Genomic DNA, 17,550 nt, shown 5'->3' with positions numbered 1-17,550 from the left:
AAATCATCCTGATTCCTTAAAAATGGTAGAGAAAATATTGAACCATAATTTATACCAGCGTCGACAATTAATACAAAGCATATTTTTTTCATGATACACTCTCCTCGTATAATAAGTTTTAAGTTAATAACTGTTCCTTGAAAATTAAATAGTTTTTATCTTCAAGAGCTAGATCCAAAAAATGATGTATGGGTAAAATTTAGTCTTGGATACTGGGGGATTTCCCTACCTTATTCAAAGAAAGGCATTACATGCTATTCCGAATGCAATAAAACAAATAAAATACTAAGACAACAACAGTAATAATACTCGATGCTGTTTTGAAAGTTTTGTTTTCATACGTTTTATTTAACAAGAAGAAGAACAAAACGACCCAGACCCCGTTGGAAAAGAATGATGTTAGTGCATTGAAAACAACTCGAAACGCAAACATAGAGTCGTCCATTAGTTTTTCACCTCTCTTTTTCCTTATTATACCATTTATAAAAAGTGATGTATCGTGTTTTTCTTGTATATTCTATACATGTGAGGTTAACATAACTTCCTATTGTCGGTAGCAAGTTTTTCATAGACTCCTTGTTTTTACTAAATTTTTTGTCTCTATGTCTATCTATCACTTATATAAGATTTTATACATCATTGATATAGCAGAGATTCTAGGGATCTTCGCTATTCTTTTTTGTATAAAAAAGTAGTTAGACTAGTGTGTTTTACTCCGGTTCATTTCAAAATATAATTGAAAATTCATCTTTAAATTAAAAAAAGAAGGTGTTACCTTTATATATTAATAACTTCGAAATATTGTATAACAGATAATTTTTATGCATGATTGATTAGCATTCCTTATTGTGCTAACGAATCAGGATAGTGTGGCGACTGACCAACTAAATAGTTGCTTATCCTCGATTATTAGAAGGGAAGTTCTATCGTTTCGCGAATTTATTATACATAGACGAGCGCTATAATTTTCTATATGTACATAAAGAGGTGACTACGAATGAATCAAAGACCGTCAGAAGAAGAATACGCCGGGAACTCCGGCGAATATATCCGTTTGGTGCCGGACGGTAACATCATCGACATTTTGCTCGCCCAGGAAAAGCAAATGACCGAACTCCTGGCATCGTTGACTGAAAGCCAGGCCGCATATCGGTATGCGGAAGGAAAATGGACGCTGAAAGAAGTCGTGGGCCACATTGCAGATGCGGAACGTGTCATGACCTACCGCCTGCTCCGGTTCGCAAGAGGGGACCAGACGCCTCTGACTGGTTTCGATCAGGAATTGTTCATGCCTCCTTTTGGAAGCTGGACAACCGAGCAATTGGCCGAAGACTACCGGGCCGTACGGCAATCAACGATCACATTGCTGCGCGGGCTACCGGCGGAGGCGTGGACCCGCAAGGGCACAGCCAACGACCTAAGCATTACGGCGCGCGCCCTCGCGTACGGTATCGCAGGACACGAACTTCATCACATGGGGGTCATCCGAAAGCGGTACTTGAGTTAATCGTCGGGTGAGGCCTTTGGAATGGAACTAACACCTCTCATACAACCTTATATACCGTTCTTATTGGGGTCCCGCCCCACAACCATCAACTTAAGGATTTAGTCTATTTTTGAAATTAAAAGCACATTACTATTCTCTTATGTTAATGAGAAAGGATGACGTGCTTTTTATGAATATGCACCAAAAACAAGAGTTATCTTTATTTGCCGAAGCGTTATATCGATTTTTTTCATTTGGGGGTATTTGTTTTTCTTAGCTTGATGGTGATGGGGCGCTACTCTAAAATGGTCAAATTAAAATTTAAAACAGTTATAGAGACTCCATTCCTCGGACATATTGTAACTATTCAGTTGTAAAAAGAACCGTAGTTTTTCATTTTTGAAAAAGCTATGGTCTTTTTTAATTGTAACAAAGATAGGATGCGAGGAAGGTTTTTATAAATCAAAAAACTTGATGAACTAGTTGCATATAAAACTCATCTGCGTATATACTATAAATATCAAAAAAAATTGATGAAGGGAGAGTGAACTACAGTGGCACAGGATTTTAAGTTATATGAGAAAAAGTTTAAAGCGTTGGCTGATCAGAAGCGTTTAGAGATTATGTATGAGCTTTGTCAGCGGGGCCAGACTTGTGTATGTGATTTAACAGAGGTTTTTGAAATGACGCAATCTAAGTTGTCCTATCATTTAAAGATTTTATTAGATGCAGGTTTAATTGTAAAAGAAACAAAAGGTACGTGGAGCTATTATGATTTAAATGATGCGGAAGTAAACAATTTATTATCAGAAGAATTATGTTGTATTTTTAGAAAAACAGGTAAAGGTAGCTGTTGTTAAAATTTTGTACTATTAATCAAAAAAAATTGATTAATATCATATAAAGAGGAGGAATAAGCTATGAGATATGTTCACGTTGGTATAAATGTTACGGATTTAGAGAAGTCTATTGAATTTTACGAAAAGGTATTTGGTGTGTCACCAGTTAAGGTAAAAGTGGATTATGCAAAATTTTTATTAGAGACGCCAGGACTTAATTTCACGCTGAACGTACGAGATGAAGTGAACGGAAATCAGGTAAATCATTTCGGTTTCCAAGTGGATACAGCTGAAGAGATTACATTGCATAAAGAAAGATTAGAAAAAGAAGGTTTCTTTGCACGTGATGAGATGGATACAACTTGTTGCTATGCAGTGCAAGATAAGTTTTGGGTAACGGATCCTGATGGGAACGAGTGGGAATTCTTTTATACAAAAGCACAGAGTGATGTTCATAAAATTGAAGAGCCATCTTGTTGCACGACTTCTAACGTAGTAGAACAAAATTCTTGTTGTTAATAGGAGATGGAAAATAAAATGAAACGTTTATCTTTTCTAGATCGATATTTAACACTATGGATTTTTCTAGCTATGGCTGTTGGGATTGGTTTAGGGTTTGTATTTCCTAGTGTAGTAGATGGACTGAATACATTACAAGTTGGAACAACGTCTATCCCGCTTGCTGTTGGTTTAATTGTCATGATGTATCCACCATTAGCGAAAGTTCGTTACGAGGAAATGGGCCGAGTATTTAAAGACGTAAAAGTATTGGTTTTATCTTTAGTACAAAACTGGATTATTGGACCTGTACTTATGTTTGTTTTAGCAATTATTTTTCTTCCTGATAAGCCAGAATACATGGTCGGACTCATTATGATTGGTTTAGCACGTTGTATAGCAATGGTAATTGTTTGGAACGATCTTGCGGATGGGGATAAAGAGTATGCAGCAGGTTTATTGGCTTTTAACTCCGTATTCCAAATGCTATTCTTCTCCGTTTATGCATACGTGTTTGTAACAGTCATTCCAGAATGGTTAGGCATTGAAGGGGCTATTGTCGATATTACAATGGGAGAAGTAGCGAAATCAGTATTTATCTATTTGGGAATTCCTTTTATAGCAGGTATGTTAACACGATTTGTACTCGTTAAGTTAAAAGGAAGACAGTGGTATGAAAAGGTGTTTATACCGAAGATTAGTCCACTTACATTACTTGCATTACTATTTACAATCATCGTTATGTTCTCTTTAAAAGGGGAAATGATTGTTAGCGTACCATTAGATGTAGTAAGAATAGCGATTCCATTATTAATCTATTTTATTGTCATGTTTTTTGTTTCTTTCTTTATGGGAAGAAAAATTGGTGCAAACTATCCGGTGACTACAACGTTAGCATTTACAGCAGGTAGTAATAACTTTGAGTTAGCAATTGCTGTAGCAGTTGGTGTGTTTGGTATTCATTCAGGCGCAGCATTTGCAGCTGTTATCGGGCCGTTAGTGGAAGTACCTGTAATGATTGCACTTGTAAACGTCGCTTTTTGGTTTAAGCGTAAATATTTTAATGATCAACCAGTATAATTTAAAAACAAAGGAGGAAAACAACATGGAAAACAAAAAGACAATTTATTTCTTATGCACAGGAAATTCATGCCGAAGCCAAATGGCAGAAGCATGGGGCAAACAATATTTAGGTGATAAATGGAATGTATATTCTGCAGGAATCGAAGCACATGGAGTAAATCCAAATGCTATTAAAGCGATGAATGAAGTAAATATTGATATAACGAATCAAACATCAGATATAATTGATTCAAACATTTTAAATAATGCTGATTTAGTCGTTACCCTTTGTAGTCATGCAGATTCTGTTTGTCCTTCGACACCTCCGCACGTAAATCGTGTTCACTGGGGATTTGATGACCCAGCAGGAAAAGAATGGTCTGAATTTCAACGTGTTCGCGATGAAATTGGAGAACGTATAAAGAGATTTTCTGAAACAGGGGAGTAAAATAAAGAGTCAATCTTCTATCGTATAGGAGATTGGCTCTTTTTTATTAGTCATGACTGCATTGGTTCGCATAAATTACCGAAAAATAAAGGATATTCTATTGGATTGATAAAGTTAGAAATGTATTTAAACATGTAGGTGTTCACAAATAATAAAGTCATTTAAAAGATAATAAAGTTGTTTAGAATTAGAGATGGTATGATGAAAAATCACACTATCTTTTTCTTTTTATGTATAATTAAATAAAAGGATTTTTGGATATTAAAATAAAGGGTAGTATATTAGCGCAAGGGGGAGAATGATGGATAAGTTGTTACAAGAAATCATAAATTGGTTAAGGATGAGCGATGAACAAATTGTTATTGGTATTTCAGGACATGGTGCAGCTGGAAAAACGACGTTTGCTAATAGACTCGTAAACCTATTAAATCAAAATGAAGTAAATTATATTAATACAGATCCTTACATTGTTAGTTCGGATATCCGTAAGCATGCAGTGATTCACTATACATATCAAAATGAAAATCATCGTTATAAAATGACAGCTTGTCATCCAGCGGCGCACCATTTGGCAGCTTTAGAAAGAGATATTCAGATGGTTAGAGCTGGGCTAGATTTTTATACGATAGATACGCATTATATGAAAAGTAAGTTGATTTCTTCGAAAAATAAAGTAACGATTGTGGAGGGAATGAGCGCCGCATTTATTAATCCTGATTTATTTGATTTGAAAATTTATTTTTATACAGATGGCGAAACGGAACTAATGAGAAGATCAAGCCGGGATATAGCTGAAAGGGGAGCTGATATAAATTATTTAAGGCAATCTCATGAAGAACGCCGGATTCAATATGAAGTATTTATGCATTCGTATAGTCAGCGTTTTGATATCATTATCAAAACTTCTGATGAAACAATATGTTTAGAAAAAAATACATTTGAGTTTTATAAAGTTTAAATGAAAATCCTCAATTTATTAATTGCATTATGACGGTTAATTTTTCTTATTTAGTACTTGTATTAAATAAATATATTATTTAATTAATAATACATTCACTATGAAATAACTAGACTTTTAAAAAGATTTAGTAGCCGTCTTTCATCTACATAGATAGAAGGCAACTGTAATTTTGGCGGCAAAATTACATAACTTTATTATTCCACAGTAGGGTAGGATTCTTTATTTGAATACATTAGGTGTATCTTAAAAATCCTCACTTTAAAAGGTTTTTATTCGCAAGTACAAAAATCAATTTTTGCATGAAAGGGGAATAGGGTGAAACACATAATAAGAAATGTAGTAATAAATTATTTTAAAGAAATTCATTTATTAATAGTGGAAGAAGAACTACATAAAAACAGTTGGCATACAGATCTACACTATAAAATCATTGTAAATGGGAATCGGTATTCCGCACAGTTTATAAATAGCAATCGAACAATCAATCCGGCCTTTGGGATGTTATCAAATGAACAATTGAAAGAGCAAGTACGGTTTACGTATTATTTACGAGAGCATGGAATTCCGTTTATGCAAATTAAGGAGAATATGGCGGGGGATTGCTTTACATTACTCACTTGGAATGACGAACAGTACGGGTTTGTATTGTCTACTTGGATTGAAGGGGAACATATTACTCATTGTACAGAAACGATGGCAGAAGTCTTTGGAAAGGAAGCAAGAAAGATACATGATATTTCTAGTACGTTTCAAAGCCCGATTTTTCAAAAGAAATCTCATTTAGATGGATATGGTGAGTTTATAAAGCTATTAGACAATAAAGGTGGTACATGCAAGGAATTGCGGGGGTATATAGAGCTCGCTAAGTATCATATAGAATGCGCACATACGAGTGATTTGGAGTTTATTGTACAAACTGATTTAAATCCTTTAAATGTCATTTGGGATTCAAATCAATGTGTAAAAGGGATTGTAGATTTTGAATCGATTGGATATGTAGATCGTATGGAAGGGTTAGCCTTTTTATTAAAGTGGTATTCCCGAAAGGAAGGAATAGAGTCACATGTAGTATGTTCGGAAATTGCTAGAGCATTTTTAGAAGGGTATAAGGCCCGTAATATTTTAACATCAAATGATTATAAAAGACTTTCTTCATTATTATGGTTATCCGGTAGTTTAAATTGGAACTTTGTGAAGAAAACGCTACTTGTAATAAGTGATGAGAGGGAATTGGAAAAACATTTGGAAGTTTATAGAGTGAGAGGAGGGAGACTATCTTCATTGTTAATTTGTAGATAACATTTATTCTTCTAATTTTGGATGCGAAAAAGAAAGTATATGAGGTGTTCAAAAAATGAAAATACAAATTGTATTGTTTGACGGTTTCGGAGAACTGGTCTCTTTTGCACCTTTTGAAGTACTGAAAAGAGCGATAGAAGAAGGGGCTCCATTTACGGTTGACCTTGTATCAAGTGAACGAAAACAAGAAGTTACTACTTCATTTGGAGTTACGGTTAAACTACATGATTTTTTACGAATGGATAATCGTCCAGATTTGTTAATTGTACCTGGTGGAGGCTGGAATCATAAAGCTGAGCAGGGGGCGCGAAAGCAAGCTGAACTTGGTACTTTGACTAAAATAATTAGAGAGATGCACAATGAAGGAACGATCGTTGCTGGAGTTTGTACTGGAGGTATGTTACTAGCTGCATCCGGTATATTGAATGATAAAAAGGCGACAATGCATCATTTGGCGCAGAATGAAATGAGTGAATATGGAGCAGAACTGCTTCCTTACAGAATTGTGGATCAAGGGAATGTTATTAACGCAAGAGGAGTTACTTCAGGAGTTGATTTAGGACTTTGGATCACGGAAAGATTCGCAAGTCCTAAAATTGCAGCTGCTGTTGAATATAGAATGGAATATGAGCGGCGAGGTGTTGTTTGGAAATAATTTGATCTTAACCATGTTTTTTGCTGTAGAGTGTATTAGATATTGTAAAAGAGAAAGAGCCAACTCATACGAGCAGGCTCTTTTTTTACGTATTCATTTTCTATGTTTAATAATTGGGCTGAATATAACCTAATTTTAATCCCTTCGTAACAGCTTCCAAAATCTCGTTAGCCTGTAAAATGAGGGGAAGTGCAACATAATGGACATAAACGGTGCTTATACATGTAAAAGAAGATGTTATGAAAAATAAAGACTGCTAATTTTCGTGCACTTTGATTATGTAGAAATAGGGGAGATGACATGAAAGACAATACGCCTAAGAAAATTTTATTTATTCAATCAGGCATTCCTTTTTATTATCCAATGATCGAAGAAGCAATTTTGAATAGTTTACAAAAGGTAAACAGTAATACAATTATGGTAAACCCGGAACGAGCGATAGAAACCGCATTAAAAATGAAACCGGATTTTATTTTGGTACTCGGTGGTTTAAACGAGGGAATTATTAGTGTCATGCCAGTACTAAAGAGTGCAGGTTTTACTACTGGACTTTGGCTGACAGATGATCCGTATTATACGGATGTAACACAACATCTTGTGCCGTATTATGATTACATATTTACACAAGATTTAAATTGTATCAAGTTTTATAGAGCGTTAGGATGTAATAATGTGTTTCATCTTCCGTTAGCAGCAAATCAAGATGTGTTTAAACCTTCTCAGAAAGAAGATACATATAAGTATGATCTTAGTTTTATAGGCACAGCATTTGAAAATAGACTTACCTTTGTTGATTCTATTTCAGGGTATTTAGCAGAAAAAAACATAAAAATTGTGGGATTCGGTTGGGAGAAGTTAAAGAATTACGAAAGGTTAAAGGGTAAAATACAAATTTTGCCACTTGCAAAGTATGAAGATGCGTTACAATTTTACGTATCAACTAAAATCAATATAAATTTACACCGTTCACCAAATGATCAGGAATTGAATTGTAATGCTGCAAATATCCAAGCCTATTCAGTAAATAATAGGACGTTTGAAATTAATGCCGTAGGTTCTTTTCAATTAACTGATATACGACCAGATGTAGCGAAGCATTACATACCTGGTGTTGAAATAGAAACGTTTAATAGTGCACGGGAGTTTATACAAAAAGCGGAGTATTATTTGGAACATGTACAAGAAAGAAAACAAATAGCAAAAAATGGACTGGATAGAACTTTGAGAAATCACACATATGATAAACGTATAGTACAATTATTAAACTATATTAATTTCATAGGCGTGAAGATGTAATCTAACCATTAACTTAAATGATAAGCGTTTGGTGCTTTCTAACTCTCGTATTCTATAAAAATTATTTGCGAAAAAGGGATTTGGATACATTTGTAGAATTTATTTATTATGAAAAAACAATTTTGTATTCAAACTAATTTACATCCAATAATTAGAGGAGATTAAAAATGAATCACTTTTTTGTAGAATTTGGTGAATATGAAGCAAGTGTTTGTGAATGGGGAGATAAAAGTAATCCTCAAATCATTTGTTTTCATGGTTTAGGAAGTACAAAATTAAGTTTTATCGAAATAGCGGAACTTTTAAAAGATAACTATCATATTGTATCGTTTGATCTACCTGGACATGGGAAAACACCAAGTTTTGGGAAGGATGAAGATTACGGTGCATCCCATTTAACAAATTGGGTAGTAGCGTTACTTGAGGGGATAGGGAAAGAAACATTTCATATAGTAGCACATTCATGGGGAGCAAGCGTTGCGCTTCACTATGCAGCAGAATGTCCAGAAAAAGTGAATAAAATGGTATTGTTAGATGGTGGTTATCATCATGGTAAAATGAATGCGGATTATTTTGCGAATCTATATAAAGATGCGGAAGAAGGAGAGTGTCCACCGCGATCATTAGAGGAAGAAATTACAAATTACGAAAAAGATTTTGATGAATATATTTTTGACAGTAAAGAAGCGTTCATCCAATCAGAAAAAATGGTTTACAGTAGATGGTCACCATTAATAGAACGTGCGGTTTATGACTTAATGCGAGAAGAAGCTAATAAAGTGAAATGGCATGCTACTGGCGATACGGCTAGAAGTGTAATTAAGTTTCAATATACGGTGTATAAAACATTGAAATCGCATAAAATTAAAAATGATATTTTATTATTGTATTGTGATCTCCCACATAATTATTTAGAAATAAGGGAATTGCAAATTGCAGAATTTAGGAAGCATATTGATATTACGACTAAGCTTTATACAGATACAGGGCACTTAATGCATTGGGATAGACCGGAAGAGATTGCCGAGGATGTTTTACATTGGTTCAAATAAAGAAGGTCCGTTGTTCGCATTTGAGCAACGGATTTTCTTGATACGTTACCTGAAAAAGAAACAAGTATCTCTAAACTAGAGGAAAGTAAAAAATAAAGAAAAGAGGTTGCCAAAAGTAACTATTTAGCGACTTTTTGGGACAACCTTTTCTTTTTGTTCTATATTTCCAAGAAAATTTAGAATAAAATAAAAATATAGTCACCTACCTATTATTCACTAATGAAAAGAGGTTAGCGAAATGCAACTGAAGTATGGGAAGCACATTAATATATTATCTATTGTTCTAACTTTGTTCTCTTTTTCTGTAATTGTAAGTTTCTCTACCTGGTTGAGTAGATATTCAATTCCCAACCTTGCTACAATGCTTAAGGTAACAATGTTGAGTGCATTTATTCTTGGAATTATGGGGTTTAGACAAGAGAAAAGCGCACTAGCGATTATAATTATGGGAATATGTGCCTTTGCTCTAGTCGTTCTATATATTTATGCGGTTATAAGTTTTCTTGAGCATTAAGCACCATAAAAAAGAAACGAACATTTTTGTTCGTTTCTTTTTTTGGGATGAATCGTTGCCGTACCTCTTAGACGGTTAACTAACCCCGATTTTTTTCCATTTTGACGACATGCTCAATGCCGCAGAAAAATAAGTTTATTTTCTGTTCCTGAAAGCAGCCTTTTTATATTTTCCATATGTCTGAAAATAACCATAAACGCCATTAGGAATGCAAATATGTAAAAATATAAGGTGTTCCCAAAAACAGGAATAAATGAAATGACCGCAACAAGCAATGTAGCACATATTGTACCTAAAGAGACATAACGGGTTAAAGCTACTATTATCACAAAAAAGCCAAGGCATAAAAGGGCCATAACCCAGTCAATCATAAACAGCACAGCCATTGCTGTAAGTGCTCCCTTGCCCCCTTTAAACCCAAAATATATCGGCCAGTTATGCCCTATAACCGCCCCTGCGCCTGCCGCTAAAAGGCTTACGCAATCTTTAGCCTCTCCCGAATAAAAGTAAACGCTAAGGAACAAGCCTATATAACAAGCAATTATCCCTTTTAATATATCTCCCGCAAGAACAAACACCGCAGCAGATTTCCCAAGTACTCTCAGAGTATTGGTAAGCCCGGCGCTTTTGCTTCCATGGCTTCTTATGTCCTTTCCGTATATTCTCCCTACAATCACCGCTGTATTAAGGCTGCCTAAAAGGTAGCCCAAAGCTAAGGCCGCAAAAATCTTTAAAATATCAATCATCACTCTTCTCCCTTTAAATTATTCTAAATTTCTTTTATTTCTCCATTAATGCAGGGTTTTAGCATTGTCCTTCTCCAGAAAACTTTTCAATAAACTCCTACTTTTTTTATCCATGTTAAAAGGGCATCTACAATAAGGATGCTAATAAAGACTGAATAATCAGAAAAAACTAGTAAAAAATACTTCATTAGTCACAATATTTTTGAGCCAAACTGCACGCTTTCCTTCTTCTACTTCAATGATCCAATCACTTAATAAAAGGGGGTAACGATGGGGAATAATTTCTTTAATTTGTTGAATATTGAACATGAATTTCTCTCCTTTATACCATAGATAGATATTTTAGTTAGTTTAATTTCCTAAAATTTCATGTTCGAATATCGACAGAATTTAGAACTTGGTACTATTATTTGATTATATAACTAAGTGTAAATATAGTAAAGGGGAGATAAATGTGTGCAATCAAAAGCACGAATTACAGCTATTGGTACCTATGTACCTGAAAAAAAGCTGACCAATGATGATTTAGAAAAACTAGTAGATACAAATGATGCATGGATTGTACAAAGAACTGGGATGAAGGAAAGAAGAATTGTTGGTGATAACGAATATGCTTCCACGTTAGCTTTTAATGCTATTGAAAACTTAGTGGAACGTTATCATAAAAGTCTTGTCGACGTGGATTGTATTCTCGTTTCAACAACTACGCCTGACTACACTTTTCTAAGTGTAGCCTGCCAAATACAAGAGCATTTTAATATTCAGCATACAGGCGCTGTTGATTTCAATGCGACTTGTGCTGGTTTTACATATGGATTACATCTGACGAATGGTTTAATTACATTTGGTCTTCATCGTAAGATTTTAATTGTAACGACAGAAACCTTATCTAAGATTACAGACTATACAGATCGAACTACATGTATCTTATTTGGAGATGGAGCCGCAGCCGCAGCTGTTTTAGTAGAGAGAGATGAAGAAGTGTCTAGCTTTATAGCTACCCATATTGGGACAAATGGGGAAGGAGGTATGCATGTATATCGTAAAAATTTATCTACTACCATGTTTGGAAATCCTTTAAAAACACATGGGAAGATAGTTCAAAATGGAAGAGAAGTATATAAGTGGGCAGCACGGACACTACCAATTGGTATTAAAGAATTGTTACGTCAAGCAGATTTACAACTGGATGATTTGATGCAAAGTTATCGTGCAAGCAAGAGCATGAAAGTTCTATCGCCAATTCTTTTTTTGATATAATAGATGTGAAGCAGGAAATAGAGAGAAAGATACTGCTAGTCATTTATACTTAAAAGGTAGGGAGATTGAACAGAGTTATGGGGAATGAAAAAGAAATTAGTTCCGCTAAATTAATATGGAAGATGACGCGCCCGCATACATTAACGGCGACATTTTCTCCTGTAATTTTAGGGACAGTGGCATCACTTTATGTTGCCGAAATTCATTGGCTTTTATTTATTGCAATGATGGTTGCATGTTTAGCATTGCAAATAGCGACGAACTTATTTAATGAGTATTATGATTTCAAACGTGGATTAGATACCGCTGATTCTGTTGGCATCGGTGGTGGAATTGTCCGTCACGGATTGAAACCAAAAAATGTGTTAACAGTTGCGCTTTTATTGTATGTAGTAGCAGCAATTATTGGAGTTTATATTTGTATGAATAGCAGTTGGTGGTTAGTCGTCATTGGTTTAATTGGGATGGCGGTTGGCTATTTATATACAGGTGGTCCATTACCAATTGCGTACACTCCATTTGGAGAATTAGTTTCTGGATTGTTAATGGGGACATGTTTTGTACTCATCGCTTTCTTTATTCAAACGAATACGATAACAATTGAAAGTGTATTGATTTCCATTCCAATTGGAATTTTAGTCGGTGCAATTAACATGTCTAATAACATCCGAGATATCGAAGAGGATATTAAAGGAGGAAGAAAGACATTAGTAATCCTCCTTGGGAGAGAAAAAGCAATAGTAACATTAGCTGTAGCCTTTTTCATTGCTTATTTATGGATCGCGGTGATTGTATTGATGGGTTATATAAGCCCTTGGGCATTAGTTATGTTCCTAGGTTTGAGAAAACCAATCTCTGCCATTCAAAGTTTCCAAAAAGGAGCAAAGGATCCAGGGTATATGCGCATCGCAATGAAATCAACAGCGATGACAAATACGATTTTTGGCTTTTTATTATCGGCAGGATTATTAATTAGTTATTTGTTTTAAATAAAAATATGATGAAATAAATTAACCCCAATTTCTCAATTTTAATATGGAGAGATTGGGGTTTTTATTTTTGTATTTCTTTAATAATGATTAAACTCTTTTATAAATCTACACTATTTAATAGTTTAGTTGAGATAAAGGTTAGAAGAATGATTTTTATATTTGTTTAAGTTTAGTACTTACTGTCATGTAGTAATCCTCCTTGTAAATGTACTTCAAAATATAGAGTGCCTATTTTGTTATCGTCGTACGAATTCCAATTTTAGGGTTATGCGAATGAGAAATTTTATAGTTAATCATTCAAAGAAGGCTTTTTTTAGCTAATAGATGCATGGAATAGTTTTGTCCCAATAACAAAAACTAACAGAAATAAAACGATAATATATAAAGGAGATTCAATATGCTGAAAAAGATAGGAAGAATTTTTCGAGTATTCCTCTTTTTATTTATCGGTGGATGTTTAGTTCTGTTTGTTTGGGGTGAAATTGACAGAACGATAGCCGAAAAAAATGGGGTATTTAGCCAGAATTCTAGTCAATACCCTATGCGTCAAAGTGATATTACTTTGTATACAGATGGGAAACCGTTAAACAATCAACTATTCTCAGATATAGAGAAAGCAAAGCATTACGTGCATGTTAACTTTTTTTCTATTGCTGATGATAAAGTAAGCCATCAGTTTCTAGAGTTATTACGGAAAAAAAGTCAAGAAGGTGTAGAAGTATACTATGCTTTGGACAGGTTAGGTGGAATTTTACTAAAGAAAAAGGAAAGAGAATTATTAGTTAAAAAAGGAGTTCATTTTACATATTACAATAAACCTGCTTTCCCTTATCTTTTTTCTTCTTTGGATCATCGGAATCATCGTCGTATTTCAGTTATTGATGGAAAGGTTGGTTACATTGGCGGATTCAACATCGGACAGAAGTATTTAGGGGAAAAAGAAAAACTTGGTTATTGGAGAGATTATCATCTTCAAATACGAGGAGAAGGAGTTCAAGATTTAGAACAACAATTTGTATTAGACTGGAAGAGAAACTCAGAGAAACCGATTCCGATACACAATGCGGTAAAGGAAAAGGGAGCAACCTCGCAACGATTTACTGCATATTATAGCGGAGAAAAAATTGGGCAAGATTATAAAATGCTGTTTCAACAAGCAAAAGAATCCATTATTATATTAACACCTTATTTTATACCAAAAGACAGAACTATTTGGAACGCATTAGTAGATGCAAGAAAGAGGGGAGTCCGTGTCAAAATTCTATTCTCACCTCATTCGGATGCACTATTAGTTAAAGAAGCAGCATATCCATATATCCGAAAAGCATTAAAACAGGGGATGGAAGTATATGGTTATAAAAATGGGGTGTTACACGGTAAAGTATTTTTGATTGATGAAAAAGTATTGATGGTTGGGACCGTGAATTTTGATTCACGCTCGTTTCATTTAAATGAAGAAATGAACTGTTATATTCATGACCCTATCTATATTTCGAGAATAAAACCAGTGATTAATGCAGACTTACAAAATTCAAAGCAAGTAACATCCTCTGACGTCAACCAATTATCTATAAAAGAAAAAATAAAAGAAAAGGTTGCAAAAATGTTTGAGTATTATTTGTAAAGACAATGTATTTTTATACTTGGATAACAGGGGCTATATGCTTAGTGATTTTACATATTCTCAATGGAATCAGCTGGGCAGTTGCTACAAGTTCGATAGAAAAGGCTGTGATTGATGTATTCCACGATCTCGTCGTGGAGAAGCAATGGCATGGCTTTAGGACCAATATTAGATCTTTGGGTAATCTTAGGTTGATGGCGGTATCCCATCAACCTAAGAAAACAGGTCACCTCCAAAACGATAAATAGGCTTTTTTCACAATAAAACCTAAAAATTTCGTTTTGGGGGTGTTATAAAACTTTATCTTGATGGAAATGGGGCGGTACTCCTGGTTTTAAGTTAAAAAAATCCCCGGAAATAAACCTTTTATAAATATGATTATTTTATTTCGAGGGGCTCCTTATAAATCTTAGCTATATATTTTACGAAATCAATGACGGGATAGTGTATGAGTGAACGGTGCTGCGTAAAACGGATCCCTTCTTTTTCCATTTTCGAAATGAGTTGTTCAATTTCCAACTCTTTTTGTTGTATCCTATTATAATTTTGATATACAATGTTTTTCCATTGATAGGAAGAACCATGAAAAAAATTCTCCCCTTTTACCCTGTGACTAAATATAATTTCTATTTTTTCTCTACGCTGTTTTTCCTTCATATGCGCTTCCGTTGACTGCATGTTTATCGCCTCTTCCCTTTTTTTGTATACTGTTTCACAAAATTTGGTCTAACTCATCATAGCCAATGTGCATTAAGCTTGTTGGGAATTGTCGTTTAAGGCTATCTCATCAACTATATTTTTTTCAAGCGCTTAATCTAATATATTGGATTATAATCTTACGTCTAAATAAGTTGATAGTGTTTATAAAACACTATCAATCTTTATTATAAAACGATTCTTTATAGGCATGCACCTTTTTACACTCACCAAAATTTACAACATGACGAGTATCTTTATCCATGAATGTTATTCTGTATTTACTGAGGTTAGTTTTTATTTTGACTAACTAACATATTGTTTGCCTCAATATCTATTTTATAAAAAAGAAAATAGATGTAACGGTCCCTCTTTTGATAAAAAAATCCTATGAAAATATAGCACTCTTAAAGAGTTTTGTTACAAGTTTGTTATGTTTGATTTAAAAAAAGGAAAGTAATATTTATTTGTAGAAAATTTTTAGAGATAAAAATAAGCTGAATATTCATGGTAAGAAAAGGGGGCACTTATATGCTAACAAATGATTTAGATTTCCGATTAGAACCACGTTTAAAAAAACTGTATGAACAACATAAAATAAGAGCGCAGAAGATAGACTGGGGCTATCATGAGTTTTTACCATGGGATAAGGGAATGGACTTTAAAAGAGTTCCTTGGGATGAAAGTCAAGTTACTCTCCCTTCTGGTGTAATTACGGCCATTGAAACAGCTTTATTAACAGAAGTGAATTTACCATGGTTTACAACGTATTTATCTGCGACTTTTAAAGGTTCCCTTTCTGTTATTACAGACTTTATTCATACTTGGACCTCAGAAGAGGATCAACATTCGAATCTATTAGAGACATATTTACTACTCACTCGAAGTGTAAATCCTAAACGTATACATGAATTAAGAAAATCAGTCGTTGAGTGTGGATTTGAGCCTGATTTTCATACACCAATCGAAGCCATGACGTATACGACACTACAAGAACTTGCAACAATGGTGTTTTACAATAATGTAGCTAAGGTGGCAAGTAAGCATGATCCAGATCTTGCTACATTATTACGCCGTCTTGCAAAAGATGAAACACTTCATTATGCGTTTTATCGAGACGTTATTCGAACACATTTAGAATTGGAACCAAATTATTGCTACCATATTGCCAATGTGATTAGGAATTTTAAAATGCCAGGTGCCGTCATGCCTGATTTTGAAAATAGAATGGCTGTGATTGCAAAAGAAGCAAACTATGGGCCACTACAATATTTTGATCAAGTACTTGATGTAGTGGTTGAGTATTGGGGGTTAAAAGACTTACGACCAATTGCTCCTCTAGCAGAAAAAGCAAGAATTGAGATTTTGGAGTATCATATAAGATTGAAAAAAATACGGGATCGATTTGGCCGTTTTCAAGGAAAAACTGATCTACGTTAATGAGTAGAGATTTCAGAATATACGCGTGGGAATTCCCTTTTCTTTTATTCGAAATCTAGAACGCTCTCTATTATTTTACGGCTGTTTTCCTTAATTTAACTTCCGAAGAAAAAAGTTATTGACACCAAAAATAAACTCATGATATTATTAAATATTTGATAAAAAATAACATATGTGTTAAGCTTGAGAAGGTTACCACATATGGAGGTGGGTTATATGTTTCAAATTGGCGATAACATTGTTTATCCAATGCACGGAGCAGGTATAATTGAAGCCATAGAAGAAAAAGAGTTCTCAGGGAAAAAGCAACTTTATTATGTCATAAAAATGTCCATTAGTAATATGCAAATCATGATTCCTAAGGGCAAAATATTGAGTTCGAATATACGCCCAGTTATTGATATACTTACATTAACGCGCATTATACACATTTTTCAGCATGGAGAATCAGGCGAATTAATGCCTTGGAAACAAAGGTATAAAGTAAACACAGATAAAATAAAAACGGGTGAAATACAAGAAGGTGCTGAAGTTATACGTGATTTAATCCGTATAAAGAAGGAAAAAGCACTGAATACAAGCGAAAAAAAATTGTTGGATGATGCATATAAATTTTTGGTCAGTGAGCTAGAATTAATTAAAGGAATCACTGAAAAACAAATAAAAAGTTTCTGTTGAGATT

The 17,550-nt window shown here is 34.2% G+C and carries 18 protein-coding genes and 2 pseudogenes; 16 read left to right on the top strand and 4 right to left on the bottom strand.

Annotated elements, in window-relative coordinates; all coding sequences use genetic code 11:
• Positions 1 to 247: 247 nt before the first annotated feature.
• Entirely contained in the window at positions 248 to 445 is a 198-nt protein-coding gene (locus ACLBWW_RS27960; RefSeq protein WP_002096482.1) for a hypothetical protein, read from the bottom strand.
• Between the two features lie 552 nt (positions 446 to 997).
• On the opposite strand from ACLBWW_RS27960, the gene ACLBWW_RS27955 reads away from it, so the two are divergent.
• From ACLBWW_RS27955 to ACLBWW_RS27905, 11 genes are all read left to right on the top strand, one after another.
• Positions 998 to 1,507: a DinB family protein gene (locus ACLBWW_RS27955; RefSeq protein ID WP_098080520.1), complete on the top strand. Its 510-nt coding sequence runs from the start codon at positions 998 to 1,000 to the stop codon at positions 1,505 to 1,507.
• Positions 1,508 to 2,040: 533 nt separating this feature from the next.
• A complete protein-coding gene (gene arsR, locus ACLBWW_RS27950; protein ID WP_048543675.1) occupies positions 2,041 to 2,346 on the top strand; it encodes an arsenical resistance operon transcriptional regulator ArsR in 306 nt (101 codons plus the stop codon).
• Positions 2,347 to 2,406: 60 nt separating this feature from the next.
• On the top strand, positions 2,407 to 2,844 hold the full coding sequence (locus ACLBWW_RS27945) for an ArsI/CadI family heavy metal resistance metalloenzyme (RefSeq protein WP_048543677.1): 438 nt from the start codon (positions 2,407 to 2,409) through the stop codon (positions 2,842 to 2,844).
• Positions 2,845 to 2,862: 18 nt separating this feature from the next.
• Entirely contained in the window at positions 2,863 to 3,903 is a 1,041-nt protein-coding gene (gene arsB, locus ACLBWW_RS27940) for an ACR3 family arsenite efflux transporter (protein WP_447614384.1), read from the top strand.
• A 25-nt stretch (positions 3,904 to 3,928) separates the two neighbouring features.
• Positions 3,929 to 4,333 (top strand): arsenate reductase (thioredoxin), encoded by a 405-nt coding sequence (arsC, locus tag ACLBWW_RS27935; RefSeq protein WP_000428357.1) that lies wholly within the window; start codon positions 3,929 to 3,931, stop codon positions 4,331 to 4,333.
• A gap of 301 nt (positions 4,334 to 4,634) precedes the next feature.
• Entirely contained in the window at positions 4,635 to 5,291 is a 657-nt protein-coding gene (locus tag ACLBWW_RS27930) for a uridine kinase family protein (RefSeq protein ID WP_048543685.1), read from the top strand.
• A 318-nt stretch (positions 5,292 to 5,609) separates the two neighbouring features.
• The gene (locus ACLBWW_RS27925; RefSeq protein WP_447614383.1) at positions 5,610 to 6,593 is read left to right on the top strand and encodes a phosphotransferase enzyme family protein; all 984 of its coding nucleotides are present in this window, start codon (positions 5,610 to 5,612) and stop codon (positions 6,591 to 6,593) included.
• Positions 6,594 to 6,648: 55 nt separating this feature from the next.
• Positions 6,649 to 7,248, top strand: a complete 600-nt coding sequence (locus ACLBWW_RS27920) for a DJ-1/PfpI family protein (protein ID WP_048543688.1) — start codon at positions 6,649 to 6,651, stop codon at positions 7,246 to 7,248.
• 300 nt (positions 7,249 to 7,548) lie between these two features.
• A complete protein-coding gene (locus ACLBWW_RS27915) occupies positions 7,549 to 8,544 on the top strand; it encodes a CgeB family protein (protein ID WP_048543689.1) in 996 nt (331 codons plus the stop codon).
• A 167-nt stretch (positions 8,545 to 8,711) separates the two neighbouring features.
• The gene (locus tag ACLBWW_RS27910; RefSeq protein ID WP_048543691.1) at positions 8,712 to 9,596 is read left to right on the top strand and encodes an alpha/beta hydrolase; all 885 of its coding nucleotides are present in this window, start codon (positions 8,712 to 8,714) and stop codon (positions 9,594 to 9,596) included.
• 238 nt (positions 9,597 to 9,834) lie between these two features.
• Positions 9,835 to 10,110 (top strand): hypothetical protein, encoded by a 276-nt coding sequence (locus ACLBWW_RS27905; protein ID WP_098048384.1) that lies wholly within the window; start codon positions 9,835 to 9,837, stop codon positions 10,108 to 10,110.
• A 113-nt stretch (positions 10,111 to 10,223) separates the two neighbouring features.
• Here ACLBWW_RS27905 and plsY read toward each other — a convergent pair whose 3' ends face one another.
• The gene (gene plsY / locus ACLBWW_RS27900) at positions 10,224 to 10,856 is read right to left on the bottom strand and encodes a glycerol-3-phosphate 1-O-acyltransferase PlsY (protein ID WP_048543696.1); all 633 of its coding nucleotides are present in this window, start codon (positions 10,854 to 10,856) and stop codon (positions 10,224 to 10,226) included.
• 119 nt (positions 10,857 to 10,975) lie between these two features.
• A pseudogene (locus tag ACLBWW_RS27895) lies at positions 10,976 to 11,165 on the bottom strand (3-hydroxyacyl-ACP dehydratase FabZ); the annotation flags it as partial.
• A 147-nt stretch (positions 11,166 to 11,312) separates the two neighbouring features.
• On the opposite strand from ACLBWW_RS27895, the pseudogene ACLBWW_RS27890 reads away from it, so the two are divergent.
• The 3 genes and pseudogenes from ACLBWW_RS27890 to ACLBWW_RS27880 form a co-directional block, all read left to right on the top strand.
• Positions 11,313 to 12,033: pseudogene (locus ACLBWW_RS27890) on the top strand (ketoacyl-ACP synthase III); the annotation flags it as partial.
• A gap of 160 nt (positions 12,034 to 12,193) precedes the next feature.
• A complete protein-coding gene (gene menA, locus ACLBWW_RS27885; RefSeq protein WP_098152481.1) occupies positions 12,194 to 13,105 on the top strand; it encodes a 1,4-dihydroxy-2-naphthoate polyprenyltransferase in 912 nt (303 codons plus the stop codon).
• A gap of 400 nt (positions 13,106 to 13,505) precedes the next feature.
• Positions 13,506 to 14,732, top strand: a complete 1,227-nt coding sequence (locus ACLBWW_RS27880; RefSeq protein ID WP_447614382.1) for a phospholipase D-like domain-containing protein — start codon at positions 13,506 to 13,508, stop codon at positions 14,730 to 14,732.
• Between the two features lie 378 nt (positions 14,733 to 15,110).
• Here ACLBWW_RS27880 and ACLBWW_RS27875 read toward each other — a convergent pair whose 3' ends face one another.
• Positions 15,111 to 15,410, bottom strand: coding sequence for a hypothetical protein (locus tag ACLBWW_RS27875; protein WP_001191994.1), 300 nt, complete (start codon positions 15,408 to 15,410; stop codon positions 15,111 to 15,113).
• 549 nt (positions 15,411 to 15,959) lie between these two features.
• On the opposite strand from ACLBWW_RS27875, the gene ACLBWW_RS27870 reads away from it, so the two are divergent.
• A complete protein-coding gene (locus ACLBWW_RS27870) occupies positions 15,960 to 16,868 on the top strand; it encodes an acyl-ACP desaturase (RefSeq protein ID WP_075308995.1) in 909 nt (302 codons plus the stop codon).
• A gap of 216 nt (positions 16,869 to 17,084) precedes the next feature.
• Positions 17,085 to 17,546 (top strand): CarD family transcriptional regulator, encoded by a 462-nt coding sequence (locus tag ACLBWW_RS27865; RefSeq protein ID WP_000486298.1) that lies wholly within the window; start codon positions 17,085 to 17,087, stop codon positions 17,544 to 17,546.
• Positions 17,547 to 17,550: the final 4 nt, after the last annotated feature.

This window comes from Bacillus sp. M5A3_1b (assembly GCF_053345335.1).
Note: the sequence above shows the minus strand (reverse complement) of the source record. Positions and strands in the feature narration are given on the sequence as shown.